General features: G+C 42.0%; 14 protein-coding genes and 1 other annotated feature. Of the genes, 4 read left to right on the top strand and 10 right to left on the bottom strand.

The annotated features are described in order from the left end of the window. The 6 genes from HMPREF0549_RS01630 to trpX form a co-directional block, all read right to left on the bottom strand. On the bottom strand, positions 1 to 979 hold a 979-nt coding region (locus tag HMPREF0549_RS01630), incomplete at its 3' end, for an MATE family efflux transporter (RefSeq protein ID WP_003716513.1). A gap of 128 nt (positions 980 to 1,107) precedes the next feature. Next, on the bottom strand, positions 1,108 to 1,437 hold the full coding sequence (locus HMPREF0549_RS01635) for an ArsR/SmtB family transcription factor (protein ID WP_003716514.1): 330 nt from the start codon (positions 1,435 to 1,437) through the stop codon (positions 1,108 to 1,110). Positions 1,438 to 1,469: 32 nt separating this feature from the next. Beyond that, complete coding sequence (locus HMPREF0549_RS01640) at positions 1,470 to 2,045, bottom strand: cadmium resistance transporter (protein ID WP_003716515.1); 576 nt, start codon at positions 2,043 to 2,045, stop codon at positions 1,470 to 1,472. Positions 2,046 to 2,120: 75 nt separating this feature from the next. Beyond that, positions 2,121 to 2,885 (bottom strand): ABC transporter ATP-binding protein, encoded by a 765-nt coding sequence (locus tag HMPREF0549_RS01645; protein ID WP_003716516.1) that lies wholly within the window; start codon positions 2,883 to 2,885, stop codon positions 2,121 to 2,123. Next, positions 2,878 to 3,777, bottom strand: coding sequence for an ABC transporter permease (locus HMPREF0549_RS01650; RefSeq protein WP_003716517.1), 900 nt, complete (start codon positions 3,775 to 3,777; stop codon positions 2,878 to 2,880). Before HMPREF0549_RS01650 ends, HMPREF0549_RS01645 begins: the two co-directional genes overlap by 8 nt. Further along, entirely contained in the window at positions 3,774 to 4,763 is a 990-nt protein-coding gene (gene trpX / locus HMPREF0549_RS01655) for a tryptophan ABC transporter substrate-binding protein (RefSeq protein ID WP_003716518.1), read from the bottom strand. Before trpX ends, HMPREF0549_RS01650 begins: the two co-directional genes overlap by 4 nt. Positions 4,764 to 5,146: 383 nt before the next feature. Here trpX and HMPREF0549_RS01660 point away from each other — a divergent pair, with 383 nt between their 5' ends. The 3 genes from HMPREF0549_RS01660 to HMPREF0549_RS01670 all read left to right on the top strand — a co-directional run bounded on the left by HMPREF0549_RS01660 (position 5,147) and on the right by HMPREF0549_RS01670 (position 8,174). Continuing rightward, entirely contained in the window at positions 5,147 to 6,688 is a 1,542-nt protein-coding gene (locus HMPREF0549_RS01660) for an ABC-F family ATP-binding cassette domain-containing protein (protein ID WP_040530702.1), read from the top strand. A 41-nt stretch (positions 6,689 to 6,729) separates the two neighbouring features. After that, positions 6,730 to 7,512, top strand: a complete 783-nt coding sequence (locus tag HMPREF0549_RS01665) for a putative ABC transporter permease (RefSeq protein WP_040530705.1) — start codon at positions 6,730 to 6,732, stop codon at positions 7,510 to 7,512. 68 nt (positions 7,513 to 7,580) lie between these two features. Further along, positions 7,581 to 8,174 carry a glycoside hydrolase family 73 protein gene (locus HMPREF0549_RS01670; RefSeq protein WP_003716521.1) on the top strand — a complete coding sequence of 198 codons (594 nt, stop codon included), beginning with the start codon at positions 7,581 to 7,583 and terminating at the stop codon, positions 8,172 to 8,174. 227 nt (positions 8,175 to 8,401) lie between these two features. On the opposite strand, the gene brnQ is transcribed toward HMPREF0549_RS01670, so the two are convergent. Beyond that, positions 8,402 to 9,781, bottom strand: coding sequence for a branched-chain amino acid transport system II carrier protein (brnQ, locus tag HMPREF0549_RS01675; protein ID WP_003716522.1), 1,380 nt, complete (start codon positions 9,779 to 9,781; stop codon positions 8,402 to 8,404). 85 nt (positions 9,782 to 9,866) lie between these two features. Beyond that, positions 9,867 to 10,110: a binding site (T-box leader), on the bottom strand. A gap of 67 nt (positions 10,111 to 10,177) precedes the next feature. Further along, positions 10,178 to 11,419 (bottom strand): DUF2325 domain-containing protein, encoded by a 1,242-nt coding sequence (locus HMPREF0549_RS01680; protein WP_003716523.1) that lies wholly within the window; start codon positions 11,417 to 11,419, stop codon positions 10,178 to 10,180. 126 nt (positions 11,420 to 11,545) lie between these two features. Between HMPREF0549_RS01680 and HMPREF0549_RS01685 the strand changes: the two genes are divergently transcribed. After that, positions 11,546 to 12,625, top strand: a complete 1,080-nt coding sequence (locus HMPREF0549_RS01685) for a DHHA1 domain-containing protein (RefSeq protein WP_040530708.1) — start codon at positions 11,546 to 11,548, stop codon at positions 12,623 to 12,625. Positions 12,626 to 12,707: 82 nt separating this feature from the next. Here the strand turns inward: HMPREF0549_RS01685 and HMPREF0549_RS01690 are convergent, their stop codons facing one another. Together HMPREF0549_RS01690 and HMPREF0549_RS01695 are read right to left on the bottom strand one after the other, a co-directional pair. After that, positions 12,708 to 13,358: an HAD family hydrolase gene (locus HMPREF0549_RS01690; protein ID WP_003716525.1), complete on the bottom strand. Its 651-nt coding sequence runs from the start codon at positions 13,356 to 13,358 to the stop codon at positions 12,708 to 12,710. A gap of 142 nt (positions 13,359 to 13,500) precedes the next feature. Then, entirely contained in the window at positions 13,501 to 14,400 is a 900-nt protein-coding gene (locus HMPREF0549_RS01695) for a proline-specific peptidase family protein (RefSeq protein ID WP_003716526.1), read from the bottom strand. Between the last annotated feature and the right edge of the window lie 6 nt (positions 14,401 to 14,406).

Genomic DNA, 14,406 nt, shown 5'->3' on the forward strand with positions numbered 1-14,406 from the left:
AGACAATGTTAATTGAAGAAATAACAAATAAATCAAAATGGATAATTTCGTAAAAGCGTTTTTCGTTTCGGGCACCGTAGGCATAACCAATTAATGGTTGGGCACCAAAGGCAAAACCGACCATGATCATAATAATGATTGAATTAGCTTTCATCGCAATCCCCATTGCAGCAACGCTATTGGCTCCATATGAAATTAAGTAGCGGTTAGTCATTGCAGTGGCAAAGGAGACCATGATGTTGGTAATTGATGCGGGAATCCCGATGGCGTAGATCTGAAGTTGGTAATGCCGGCTAATTTTCGTTTCATGAATTGAGGTCGTCAGTTTCTTGCTCTTCGTTCTGAGGTAATAGATCATGATAATATCTGCAATTACGCTTGAAGTGACCGTTGCCAGGGCAGAGCCGGCAGCTCCTAATCCACAGGTGAAAATAAAGATCGGGTTTAAGAAGATGTTAATGATTGTTCCAGCCATTGAGGCAATCATTGACTGAATCGCTAGGCCTTCCGTTCGAAGAATATTGGTTGGCGATAAACCAAAGATGATAAATGCCGCTCCCCAAGCAATTACCAGGTAATATTCACGGGCGTACTTCCAGGTACTAGGTGAGGCCCCGAGTAGGTGAAGGATTGGATTTTGAAAGACTAATAGAATGATTGTAACAACAATTCCACAGGCTATTGAGTAATAGAAAGCGTAGCCGGAAACGTTTCTTGCAAGTTGATCCTTACGCTCACCGAAAAGCCGTGAAATTAATGAACTGCCACCAAGACCGAAAATATCACCAATCGCAATCATCAAGGTAAAAATTGGCGCTCCCTGAGATACTCCAGCAACTAGGTCAGGGTTACCAGTCTTAGAAACAAAGAAAGTATCAACCAGATTATAAATAAGCGTTACAGCCATACTTAACACTACCGGTAGTGCAAGAGTAAAATAGGCCTTTTTGATCGAAGTACGCTCAAATAGGTTATTCACAAATAATCCTCCCGTTAAAAATTGTTTAAATTATTAAAGAGACCAAGAATACTCTTAGCCTCTTATTATCTTAAAGGATATTGATATTGTAATGCAAGGAAGCTAGTCCGTCGCGGTTCGCACTCTCTCTAATACAAATTCTTCGGGTGGGGTTCGCCTTTGATTTCGTGTTTAACGTGAGCAATCATGTCATCCGTTAATTCCATAATGTGGGGATCGTCAAGGATGTAGAAAACCCGGGTGCCAGAGCGACGAGAACAGACCAGTTGGTAACGCCGGAGGATTCCGAGTTGTTTGGAAACCACTGGTTGGGCAAGACCAAGATCATTAACAATTGTTTTTACATCAACCTCATCAGTTTGATGACGGAGATAGTAGAGAATTTTGATTCTTGTGCTATTGCTTAATACTTTGTAAATCTTTGCCGCTTCGTTAATTAAAACATCTGGTTGTTCCACAGGTGAAGGCCTCCATCGCTTTTTGGTGAATATTATACCAGACCGCCCCACTGTGCCAAGTGACGGATCAGTCCGCTATCGAAGAAAACATATATTCCGACTCCAATGTAGATAATTTTCATTAGCAGTTCGCTATATTTATCCATGAACCGGGCGACTGGTGATAGTTTACCAATTTCCTTAATCAAAATTACAACGAGAATGGTGAGGGTAAGAATGAAACTTAAGGCCAAGCCAAAATGATTGAGTGAAATTCCCGTGAGGATTGGTAAGAAGATCGAGAGATTACAACCAGAGCAAACTGCAAGGTATGTTATGAGAACGATCAGAATTGGTGATCGAGTGGCTGATTGTTGGTTGGGATCTTCATCGTTATCGTGGAGTGCCATGTAAATTGGCAAAATCCCAAGGAAGCCAAGGAGCCATTCAGGAAAGAAGAGTGCAAGCACCTTTCCAGCAGCAAAACTAGAAGTAACTAGGAGAGCGACCCCAATCATGTAACCGATGATAACGTCTCGCAATGGATATTTATTGACCAGACAAAGCAAGATAAAGAAGAAGTCTAGATTAACGGCAATAAAGGTAACAAAAAGAAGCCAATAATTCATGATTTAAACCTCCAATATTCCAAAAACGATATATTTCATTTTTTAATATATATCATTTTTGGAATATTTACAAGGTTAATCTTCAAAATAGGTGTAGAGTTTGTCAGTGGTGAGCTGTTGTTTTGCTTCGCCCTTAAAGTCGGCTTTAATTTGGCCATTTTTTAGGACAATTAACCGATTACCGTATGTTAAGGCATCTTCTAGGTGATGAGTAATCATCAGAGCTGTCAGGTGATCCTGATTGATCCGCTCATCAGTGGCATGGAGGAGGTTTAAACTCGTATGCGGATCAAGAGCAGCAGTATGTTCATCCAATAGTAGAATATCAGGGCGCTTGAGAGTAGCCATTAAAAAGCTAAGCGCCTGCCGTTGACCGCCAGAAAGGGCTCCGGTTGCGGTGGTCATTCGGTTTTCTAACCCGTTATTCATCGTGGCAGCTAATTTGGTGAACCGTTCCATATTTTGCTTTAGTTTTCGCAAAATCAGGTGACGTTTTTCACCACGCTTTGTTGCGAGCAGCATATTTTCAGCAACGGTCATCCGGGGAGCTGTTCCAAGCTTTGGATCCTGAAAGACGCGGGCAAGAAAGGACGTTCGTTGTTCTTCAGTTGAGCGGGTAATGTCCTTGCCGTTATGAAGGATTTGTCCACTATCAGCATGAAGATTTCCCCCGATGACATTGAAGAGGGTTGACTTACCGGCCCCGTTAGTGCCGACAATGGTAATAAAGTCACCTTCGTTAATTTTTAAATTAATTCCTTTGAGAATCGTGGTTTCGTTTGCAGTTCCCTTATTAACAACTGTCTTGACATTTTTTAATTCTAAAATGGGCTTACTCATGTGGTTGCACTCCTTTCAGGATTGGCTTTTTTAAATTAACAACCTTTTCCAATTGTGGTAACATCATGCAGATTGCAAGGACAATTGAAGAAATTAAGTTGAGGTCGTTAGCGGAGAAGCCGAGTTGTAATACTGCCAATAAAATTAGGCGATAGATGATTGAACCAAGGGTCACTGCAACGAGCCGCTGGTTAAGAGTGAGGTCACCAAAGGCCACTTCACCAATAATAATTGAAGCTAAGGCAATAACGATGGTCCCAATCCCCATATTAACGTCAGCATAGCCATTGCTTTGGGCAACGAGGGCACCACAGAGAGCAACCATCCCGTTAGAAACCATTAAGCCAACATTAATCATTTTGTCAGTGTGAATTCCTAATGACTTTGCCATTGTGGGGTTATCCCCGGTTGCAATGAATGCTTGCCCATAATCGGTGGCGAGAAAGATCATCATTAGGATCGTTACGATGATAATCACAATTAAGCCGACAGTTACACTATCAAAGAATTGGGGAAGTTGACGAAGAAAATTACCATTAAAAAGTGTTGGCTTTCCCAATAATGAGATGTTAGATTTCCCCATGATCCGTAAATCCACGGAGTAAATTGCGGTCATGGTCAGGATTCCAGCTAGGAGGCTTGGGATCTTTCCCTTAGTATAAAGAAGACCGGTAATTAGGCCAGCAATCATTCCAGCACCGATCGCCAATAACGTTGCTAAAAACGGGTTAATTCCGTTTGCAATGGCGGTAACTGCGGTGGCGGCACCAAGAGGGAAAGTTCCTTCAACTGTCATATCACAAAAATCAAGGATCCGGAATGTAAGGTAAAGACCAAGACCGAGTAATGCCCACAATAATCCTTGACCGATAGATGAGACGATTAGATTCATTTGTATACTTCCCCCTTTGTTTGTGCTTCGTGTTCGAACTGGGCAGGAATTTGTAAGTGGAGTTTTTGAGCCTGCTTAAGGTTAAGGACTGGTTCACCGTGACGAACGTATTCAATTGGCAAGTTACCAACTTTCTCTCCCTTAAGGACTTTTACGGTTATTTTGGCGCCCATTACACCAAGCTTGTATTGGTTAACACTGTATGTTGCAACGCCACCCTGCTTAACCATGGTGTCAGTAGCAGGGAAGACGGGTTTATTAGCAGCATCCGCATTCTTTACCAATGTCTGCATTGCACCAGCAACCGTATTATCAGTTGGGACAATTACTGCATCTACTTGGCTTACCATTTGTTGAGAAACCTGGTTCAAGTCATTACTGTTTGAAATCGAGTAAGCCTTAAGCTTGATATTCATCTTCTTACATTCACGGGCAATTTGGTGGTAACCAGTAACACCAGAACTATCGTTAGAAGTATAAATTACCCCGAGAGTTTTGAGGTTAGGAACAAATTGCTTAATTAAGGTTAGTTGTTGGTGAATTGGTGCTAAATCAGAGACACCGCTAATGTTGCCACCAGGATGCTGGTTGTTTTTCACTAAGCCAGCTCCCTGAGGATTAGAAACACCACCGAGGATGATTGGTGTTTTAGTAGTAGAATTAGCGAGCGCTTGAGCAGCGGGTGTAGTAATCCCAAAGAGAACCGTTGGATTGTTATTCGTCAATGTATTGGCCATTGTTTTAAGATTACTCTGGTCACCATTGGCGTTCTCATATTCAATTTTAATGTTTTTCCCGTTGTGGTAGCCTTCCTTAGCCAGCTCATCGACGTACCCCTTGTAGATTTGATCTAAGGCAGGGTGGTGCATTAAGGTTAATACCCCGACTTTTGGTACCCGTTGCTTAACAACACCGCCGTTTTCGGTGAAAAATGCAATACCGAGAAAGCCAAGCAGCAGGATAATGACTGCGGACATTCTTTTCATAAAGATAAAACTCCTTCCCTAAAGAAAAAACGGGGAACCACATGCAAGGGGCTCTCCGCTTTTGAAAAAAGAAAAGCCTGCATGTAGGATCCATGCAGACTGAATAAATGATCACTTCTCAGCCGGCACAGATGCAATCTGTCATCTCAGGTTGCATCCATGACGAACTCAACCCGAATTACCGGCTTTGCCAAGTATTTAACTTGTTGGTGCGAGACATAATCATTTAACATTCTCCGTTCATTTAAGATTGGTTATAGTTTAGCGAAGGATGATCTGGATGTCAAGGCAAAAATGAGATTCCTTTAATAATCGGTTTGGAGAGAAATTTGATTTGTGTTACCATATTAAGCAGTTTAAACGGAAAAATGAGGAGAGAAGACATGGCAGTATTAGATGTCAAGGGATTGACAATGAGTTATGCGGATAAGCAGCTCTACAATGACGCTAGCTTTCAGCTTGAAAAGCATGAGCATATGGGAATTGTCGGTCAAAACGGTGCTGGTAAAAGTACCTTAATTAAGATCTTGATTGGGAAAGTTCTCCCGGTATCGGGAACGGTAACTTGGGCTAAGAACGTTAAAATTGGTTACCTGGACCAGTACGTTGATATTCCTAAGGGGATGACTTTAATTAAGTTCCTCCATACCGCTTTTGCCGATCTTTATGAAATTAATGACCGGATGAATAAGCTGTACGAAGAATATGCTCAAAAGATGGATGACGAGTTGCTAACTAAGGCTGGCCGACTCCAAGAACAATTGGATGCTCATAATTTCTATGATATTGAGACCGAAGTTGAGCGAGTGATGAATGGGTTAGGATTAACCGAAATCGGGAAAGATCACGTTGTCTCTGAGATGAGTGGTGGTCAGCGTTCCAAAATTATCCTGGCAAAGATGTTACTCGAAAAGCCGGATGTAATCCTGCTTGATGAACCGACTAACTACCTTGATACGGCCCACATTGAGTGGTTGATTGACTACTTGAACGACTTCGATGGGGCAGCAATGATCATCTCTCACGATTACGACTTTTTGGAACAGGTAACGAATACGATCTGTGATGTTGCTTTCGGGAAAATTACTAAATACCGGGGGAGCTTTGAACAGGCAATGCGCCAAAAGGAAGAGCGGAAAGAAACCCAGGAACGGGAATACGAAAAGCAGCAGGTTGTTATTGAAAAGGCTGAACGGTTTATTCGAAAAAATAAGGCGGGATCAAAGTCAACAATGGCTAAGTCACGGGAAAAGATGTTAGCCCGGATGAAGCGGATTGATCCACCGGCAGATAACTTAAAGGCAACTTTTAAGTTTCCGTACGAAAATACCGGATCCGCCAATGCACTTCGGGTCGAAAAACTTTCCGTTGGGTATGGTCATCCATTGTTAGCGCCCGTAACATTTTCAATGACGATGGGAGAAAAGCTTCTGTTCACGGGATTTAATGGTGTTGGGAAATCAACGTTGATTAAGTCAATCCTAAAGAAGATACCTGCACTTGGTGGAACAGCAACTTTTTCACCATCTGCCAAGGTTAACTACTTTGATCAGGATCTTGAATGGGACGATCCATCACTGACCCCATTACAGATGATTCAAAATATGTTCCCAACGATGCAACCGAAAACAATTCGGCAAAAGCTAGCTCGGGCAGGAATTAATGCGGCAAATACAATGAAGCCGTTACACTTACTTTCCGGTGGGGAACAAACGAAGGTTAAGCTGGCTATTTTAGAGTTAACCCCGTCCAACTTTTTGATAATGGACGAACCGACAAACCACCTTGATGATGAAACCAAGGAAGGGTTGAAAACGGCATTGCAAAATTTCCCGGGAAATTTAATTTTAGTTAGTCACGAGCAAAGTTTCTATGAAGGCTGGCTTGATAAGATCCTGAATGTTGAAAAGCTTAGCTTAAAGTAGAAAATATGAGACAATAATTGATGAAGGGAGGATGCCGGACTATGCATTACTCAATTTCAGAAATTATTGTCTTATTTTTTACCTATTCAGTAATTGGCTGGTTATGGGAAACCTTCTATTGTTCGATTAAGGATCATCACTACGCCTACCGTGGCTTCCTTTTCGGCTCATATTGTCCAGTCTATGGGTTTGCTGTTACCACGATTTTAATTACAGCGGAACCCGTTAAAAATAATTTGATTCTCTTATTTATTGTTGGCTTTATCGTTGCTAGTATCTTTGAATATTTTACGAGTCTCTTTTTGGAGAAAGCTTTTCATATGAAGCTTTGGGATTATTCTAAACTGAAAGGAAACATCCAAGGACGAGTTGCTCCAGAAATATCACTGTTTTGGGGAATCGGTGTTGTTTTCTTAGTTAAGTTCATCCAACCGTTTATCCAGCGAATAATTAATTGGGAAGAAGCACGGACACACGGTTGGCTGGCTGTCATAATCGTTCTTGTAATGGGCACTGATACGGTTTTAACAATGTTCAGTGTCCACCAGCTTCATACATCTACTAAGCAATGGGATAACCGGATTAATCAACGGCTTGAACATTTGCATCAACTGATTCAAGAAGCCAAACCTGCTGAAGAACATCGCTTAAAGCAGCGGCTGGCTAATTGGCGAGCAGAGATTATTGATAGTGAAGATGCACGACGGTTTAACCAGCACCTTTCTTGGAACCAACGGCGGCTGATTAAGAGCTTCCCAAAGATGAAGGTTACCGATACAAAGCACTTTAATGATGTCAAGAAGGACTTATTAAAGAAGTCTTAAGACCTCTCGCTTTATAATAAATGATTGTTTATAATAAGCGCGAATACTTTAGTTAAAGAGGAATATATATGAAAAAAGAAACCAAAATTATTTCTGCAATTACAATCGTTTTTCTTGTTGTCGTCTTTACGATTTGTGGGTTAACAATTAAAAATAGTCCGTTATCAGGTTACCCACGACAAATTCATGACCAAAACATGACCGTCAAGCAATTTGTTTCCCAGGTTGCACCCGCAGCCCAGCGTGAACAAAAGAAGTATGGAATTCCAGCAAGCATCACGATTGCTCAAGCCGGATTAGAGTCCCAGTGGGGGAATAGTCGGCTCGGCAATAAGTACAACAACTTGTTTGGGATGAAGGCAAGCAAGGGCGAAGATAAGGTTAGAATGTACACGATTGAAAACATTAATGGTAAGCAACGGTACATTCCTCAGTATTTTGCCGTTTACCAAACCTGGGATGATTCAATTAAGGCTCACACTAATATTATTGTTAATGGAACTAAGGATAATCACCACCGCTTCGATGGCGTCCGCACCAATACCAATTACCGAAAAGCCGCTCAAGAACTCCAAAAGAACGGTTACGCCACCGATCCTAACTATGCCAACAAACTCATCTACGCCATCCAAAAGTTTGGACTGGAGAGGTATGACAAATAGAGTGTGAGCCGTGACGAACTAGCAACTGAGCACTAGAAAATCCCGGACGATGATTGGTTACAATCAAGGACGGGATAGCTAGGCGGAAGTTGCGGTCGCGGCGGGCAGCTCTTAGCTATGTAGCCTAGAACAAACACATTCATCATGTAAAAAACTCAGTCCAGAATGATAACATCCTGAACTGAGCTTTTTAGATTTGGAGTTTTTAATTAATGACGATTACTAGATTAATCAACCTCAGTCTGCTTAACGTTAACTTGGTTGTGCCGGAAGAAGTGGAATGCGAGACCAACAACTAAACCAACAAGGGCTGGAACTACCCACGAGAGTCCCATGGAAGCGAGTGGCAACATCTTCCGCACACCAGCTACCCAGAGGCCAAATGAGCTTTGACTTACAACAGCTGGGAAAGCAACGACCATATCACCAAGTGCTGGAACCACAGTTAAGAGGACAACGAAGAAGTAGACAACACCATCACGATGGAAAAGTGGTGAAGCAACAGAAAGGACGATTAGGACCATTGCTAATGGGTAAAGGAACATTAACATTGGTGTTGACCAAGCGATGATTTGGTCCAAACCGAAGTTAGCAGTTAAGAATGAAGCGAGACAGCTAAGTGCTAACCAGGTATGGTAGCTAACCTTTGGGAAGTGCTTGTGGAAGTCTTGAGCAAAAGCAGCAACTAAACCAACAGCAGTAGTTAAACAAGTAACAGTTAATAGGAATGCTAAAACAACTTGACCAAATGCACCTGCATAAGCGTTAACTAATTGGTTGAAAGCCACACCGCCATCAGGTGAAACCTTAAAGCGACCAAGTGACATTGCACCAAGGACGATTAGGAGAAGGTAGATGAAACCGATGGCACTAACTGCGAGAACACCAGACTTTGTAACAACCTTTGAAACGGCACCTGGACGACGAACGCCCATCCCCTTAATTGCGGTAACAACAGTAACCCCAAAGGCAAGACCTGCTAGAGCATCCATTGTGTTGTACCCTTCAAGGAAACCATTAGTAACAGCACTGTGAACGTAGGCACTGGTTACTGGTGCACTAGCTGGGTTACCCAACGGATTAGCAAATGCAACAACGAAGACTAAGAATAAAAGTGCCAGGAAGACAGGATTCAAAACCTTACCAACGTTTGAAAGAATGCTGTTTTCCTTGTAAGAAAAGGCAAATGCTAAGACAAAGAATACTGCTGAGAAAAGCAATAGTGACCAGCCTTGAGCAGCTTTTGGAACGAATGGCGCAACCCCAACAGTAAACGAAACGGTTGCTGTCCGGGGAGTCCCGAATAAAGGACCGATGGTAGCGTGAATCAAAACCATGAAGACTAGGGCAAATGCTGCACCAAGTGGCCGACCAACATCGTAAACTCCTTCAGCACGAGTAACAGCGATGGCAAGAACGGAAAGTAACGGGAGTAAGACCCCGGTAACTAAGAAACCAAGAGTAGCTGGGCCCCAATTCGCACCAGCTAACTGGCCAAGGTGAAGCGGGAAAATCAAGTTCCCGGCACCAAAGAATAGCCCAAACAGTAACGAAGCAACAACTAAGTATTGCTTAAATGTTAACTTTTTTGTTGTTAAATCCTGCATAGTTAAATTCCCTCCTAGGATATAAAAAGCATTAAATAATTGCTTTGATCCCAACAAAAAAGTCCCTTAACCAAAATTACTTTGGTTAAGGGACGCTCGAGCGTGGTACCACCCTATCTTCGTATCATCATTACTGATAATACCTTACACGTACGGCCCGGGACTGGGCGATACGCTGGCACGTTAATGGGTGCTACCATTAAGTCTTACTATGAATTAAGACTTAAGCTCGAAAGTGATTTTCGATTAACGTTGAACCTGTCTCCTTCCACCTAACGAGACTCGCTAATGGCTATCGCTAATTTACTCTTCTTTCTCATTGCGATCGAATAATTAAATTGTTGTTTATTATTCTAAATAGTTTTTAATAAAAGTCAACAACTTTTTAGAATTTTTTTATTTTTCCTGGTAATTAGCCATATCTTCGCTTGTTTGTGCATAGGCAGGGTCGCCATTCAAAGCACGCGCAATTGCTCGCTCAACAGCGGTATTTGTTGTTGTATTAGCGATTGCCAATGGCTTTTCATAACGCTTGGCATGGTGGTTTGCTAACTGACTAATGCGGTGATGAATTTTATCAATGCAGACTACAACGAAGTCAGCGTCACGAATTTCCCGTTTCATTTTACTGCTGGAAACCTTATCTTCCATGGAAGCGTCAAGAGCATGATAAATCCCATGGTGCTTATCGACAACTGCCTTTAATTCTTGTGAACGTTCCCGATCGCCAGTAATTAGGAGAACGATTCGTTGCTTCAGATCGTAATCCAGCTTTTTCTCATAATCGTGACGTGGGTGGACGGGCTTCTTAACTTGCTTTGGCTTTGCAGGTTGTTTGGTTGTGTCGAAGTCCTGCTTTTCGTGGATCCAACGAATTGATCCATTTTTGGCGTCCTCAAGACCGTTGCCGTGGTCAAAATAGGCATAGTCAATCACCATTCCAGCTTTAAGACTCCGCCCAGGGAACTTAAATGGGTCGATGACGATCGTATTTGCCGAACTTTCATCCAAGATTGAATTACCTTTTAGCGTAGAGCTGATTTGTAAGACGTCTGAACCAGGAACGCTGCTCAATTCAGCGTATTCAATCACTTCAATCTTTTCTGGTTTATAACCATCCAAGTGGTCAGCAGTTACTCGGCGAATTGATGGCAGACCACGGACAGTTTGCTGGGGATTAAGTTGAACAATGTCACCGTCTTCAAGTGGAAAGTGAAGTGAATGAATCAATGCTTCGCTGTAATAATGGTGATTGATTTCAGCACCGCTTAATTTTCGGTGAACAAGGTAAAGATCATCCGCTGCTAGTCGCTCTTCTTGAGAAACCTTTTCGACCGTGACTGGTTCAGGAGTGACCGGACGCTTGAGCGAGCTGGTTGTTACCTCGTGTGCCGGACCGGTAAGAAGGGAAGAATGACTTGCTTGCCGAATCCGTGGTGCTGGCCGGGTTGCCTTGCTTTCAGATTGGGAGAATTGCTTTGGTCTCTGGAATGATGTTGATGATTTAGTATCTTCATAGTGATTTAAGATATTAATCACGGTATTTAAACTCTGGAGTGTTTGCCTTAAACTTTGTTGGTCACTGCTGGTATTTTCTAGTAATTCGATCAGCTCATGACGATAATCGTATATTTGCATAGTGCCTTATCCTTTCTAAATGCTTACTAATAATAATCATACCAAGAAGTTCGGAAAGTGTCAGGACATATGAATGAGCTTCTTGGTATAATTGATTAGGATTAAGCAAAGGAAATGGTATTAATCATGGCAAATCAGGTAATTAAAATTTTCTCACACAACGACTTAGACGGCTTTGGAGCACCGCTTTTATTAGAAACGGTTAAAGAGACGATGTTTCCCCATTGTGAATTTGACCTTACCAATTGTGGTGCCGGTCGAATTGATGAAGAATTTGCTAAGTGGTTGCAGACTCCAGAGGCAAGTCGCGCTACTGATGTTTATATTATGGATATGACACCAGATAGTGATTATACATTTAAGCAGCTAAATGCTAATTTTGCTAACCACTGGTTGGTATTTGATCACCACGAAACCGAGGCTGAATTACGGGAACAATATTCGGCTAACAGTATTCGTCCAGCAAACCCGAAAGTAAACCCGAGTGCAACAAGTCTTGTTTGGGATTGGGTAACAAGTCAGCCGCACTTTACTGAATTAAGTGAAGAACGACGACAACAGCTTGAGTATCTTGTAGAACTTATTCGGGCCTACGACACATGGGATTGGCAAAACGATCCAAACATTAGTGAAGAAGAACGAGTTGCTGCTGATAACTTTGACCAATTATTCTGGTTTTATCCTCTACAAGACTCGGCATCATTCGTTGCTAACGTTTTTAGTGTTGGTTGGGAAGAATATTCTAAGCAGAATAAGCTTCTGATTAAGACGCTTAACGAACGTCGGGCAAAGTACCTAAAGAGCCATTTGAAGGATACCTTAATTACAAAGATTGCCGGACATCAATTGGGTCTCGTTTACGCTAACGATTACAAGTCTGAGATCGCCCATGAACTACTGATTCAGCATCCTGATGTCGATGCAGCATTAGTAATTAGCCCAGTCAGTGTTTCACTACGAAGCAACGGGAAACTTGATGTTGCTAAGTTCGCTGAGAAATACTTTAATGGTGGCGGTCATGCTGATGCTGCTGGTGGACGACTTACCATCAACCCAATTGAAATTGGTGAACAAGCGGTTGCTGATAATTTAGCCGAAATTATTAAGAATAGCCAGCAAACAACAACGACAAATAACACTGGTACTTTAGCAGACAATCTTGATCCTGAGGTTGCAGCCAAGATGGCACAGTTATTCAAGAAGTAAGCAAGAAAAGCACTAATTTAATAGAGTAAAGAAGGTGACATAACAGAAGCTCTTTATAACCTCTGTTATGTCACCCTTCTTTTTAATCAATCTTCAATAAATCTTGTGGTTCGTGGAGTGGGTAATCAGCGTCTTGAATGTTTTGGGGCTGTGATGATCCATATAGTGCACCAGCAAATTTAATACCAGCATTATGAGCAGCTTTCAGATCGTTGATCGTATCACCAACGTAAACTGAATTTTCAGGACGGGCACCAAGTTTGTCCATCGCCAACAGAATTGGGTCAGGATCTGGTTTATGTTTGCTAGTTAACTCTTCAGTTACGGCAACATCAAAATATTTCGTCCAGTCGTAATCATTGACAAAGTGTTCTTGATAATCTTCGCGAACCTTAGATGTCGCAATTGCTAATTTAGTGTCAGGACGAGCAGCTAATCCCGTAACCATTTCTTTGATTCCGGGGAAGACCGTTACTAAATCTTCACGTTGAAAAGATAGAGCGCGCCATTCAGCGACCATTTCGGGGATGTCTTCTTCTTTGACACCGCCCTGACGTAAAGAATCAGCGCCGGTAATACCGAAGAGCTTTCGCTTGAGAGAATCAACTTGGTCTGCAGGAACATGGTAGCCATGTTTTTCCATTACATCAATCATTGGTGGCATGTATTTCTCATAAGTATTAATGAGTGTTCCATCAATATCAAAAATGAAATTTGTAATTTGGTGTGCCATAAAGTAAACCTCGCAATCTTAAGTTTTCCATTCTTATTGTATACCAATTACGGTTAGGAATTAACTAATATCAATATCTGTAATGCAAAGAACAAGAAAAGCTGAGAAAACCAATTCAAATTTTCTCAGCTTTTGATTATCTTTAGTTTTGTTCACAGTCCCGAATGAAATCAGCGAGGTGCTTATAGTACACGTCTGGATTATCAACCATGTGGTGGTGACCACCGTTTGGCGTGGTAACGAACTTAGCATTTGGAATTAACTCGGCCATCTTTTTTCCGGTAGCGATTGGCATTGATTCGTGTTCACCAAAAGTAATCAGGGTTGGTACCTTAATATTCTTAAGTTGGTTACGGAAATGCCAATCTTTTAGTTTCCCGGTGATTACAAATTCGTTATCACCTTGAAAGGCGTTGTAAACCGCATCGCCACCAAGATCTTTGAGGTGGTAAAGCTTGGAAGGCTGCTTTCGGTCAATGTAGTTTTCGTTCATTACTTGAACATACTCTTGATACTTTGGATTGCTGTAATCATTCTTCGCTTCGCAATCCTTCATAAAGTCAACGGCTTCTTTAGAGAGCGTCTTTTCCCGGAGTGCGTTGACGTGCTTAACGTAATCATCAATTTCATCAACCATGGATGAAATGATAGCACCCTTTAAGTGTTGACCATATTTGACGGCATATTCTTGAACAAGGAGACCACCCCAGCTTTGACCAATGAGGTAGAAGTTATCAAGTCCTAGCTTTTCACGAACTTCATCAACTTCATCCAAGAAATATTCATAGGTTAAGTATTTCTTGGCAATTTCAGGATCTGAGTAGTCGGGCTGATCAGAGTAGAGCGAACCCAGTTGGTCGTACATTGTAACTTGAACGTTTAATCCTTGCTTTTTCAGCTGTTCCGCGGCATCTTCCCAGTATTCATGATTACCACCAGGGCCACCATGGAGGGCTAACAAGTGAATGTCACCCTCGCCTTGAGTATTTGTCCAAAGATGATAACCATTATCGAGGGTAATAATCTTCGTTCCTGTTTGCATTCTCAA

The sequence above is a fragment of the Limosilactobacillus vaginalis DSM 5837 = ATCC 49540 genome (assembly GCF_000159435.1).
Classification (GTDB): Bacteria; Bacillota; Bacilli; order Lactobacillales; family Lactobacillaceae; genus Limosilactobacillus; species Limosilactobacillus vaginalis.

What these genes read in the sequence shown, in the direction of transcription:
- HMPREF0549_RS01645 (WP_003716516.1), bottom strand. Translation starts at nt 2,885, where the DNA reads ATGAGTAAGCCCATTTTAGAATTAAAAAATGTCAAGACAGTTGTTAAT.
- HMPREF0549_RS01685 (WP_040530708.1), top strand. Translation starts at nt 11,546, where the DNA reads ATGGCAAATCAGGTAATTAAAATTTTCTCACACAACGACTTAGACGGC.
- HMPREF0549_RS01695 (WP_003716526.1), bottom strand. Translation starts at nt 14,400, where the DNA reads ATGCAAACAGGAACGAAGATTATTACCCTCGATAATGGTTATCATCTT.
- brnQ (WP_003716522.1), bottom strand. Translation starts at nt 9,781, where the DNA reads ATGCAGGATTTAACAACAAAAAAGTTAACATTTAAGCAATACTTAGTT.
- HMPREF0549_RS01660 (WP_040530702.1), top strand. Translation starts at nt 5,147, where the DNA reads ATGGCAGTATTAGATGTCAAGGGATTGACAATGAGTTATGCGGATAAG.
- HMPREF0549_RS01670 (WP_003716521.1), top strand. Translation starts at nt 7,581, where the DNA reads ATGAAAAAAGAAACCAAAATTATTTCTGCAATTACAATCGTTTTTCTT.
- HMPREF0549_RS01650 (WP_003716517.1), bottom strand. Translation starts at nt 3,777, where the DNA reads ATGAATCTAATCGTCTCATCTATCGGTCAAGGATTATTGTGGGCATTA.
- HMPREF0549_RS01680 (WP_003716523.1), bottom strand. Translation starts at nt 11,419, where the DNA reads ATGCAAATATACGATTATCGTCATGAGCTGATCGAATTACTAGAAAAT.
- HMPREF0549_RS01665 (WP_040530705.1), top strand. Translation starts at nt 6,730, where the DNA reads ATGCATTACTCAATTTCAGAAATTATTGTCTTATTTTTTACCTATTCA.
- HMPREF0549_RS01640 (WP_003716515.1), bottom strand. Translation starts at nt 2,045, where the DNA reads ATGAATTATTGGCTTCTTTTTGTTACCTTTATTGCCGTTAATCTAGAC.
- HMPREF0549_RS01690 (WP_003716525.1), bottom strand. Translation starts at nt 13,358, where the DNA reads ATGGCACACCAAATTACAAATTTCATTTTTGATATTGATGGAACACTC.
- trpX (WP_003716518.1), bottom strand. Translation starts at nt 4,763, where the DNA reads ATGAAAAGAATGTCCGCAGTCATTATCCTGCTGCTTGGCTTTCTCGGT.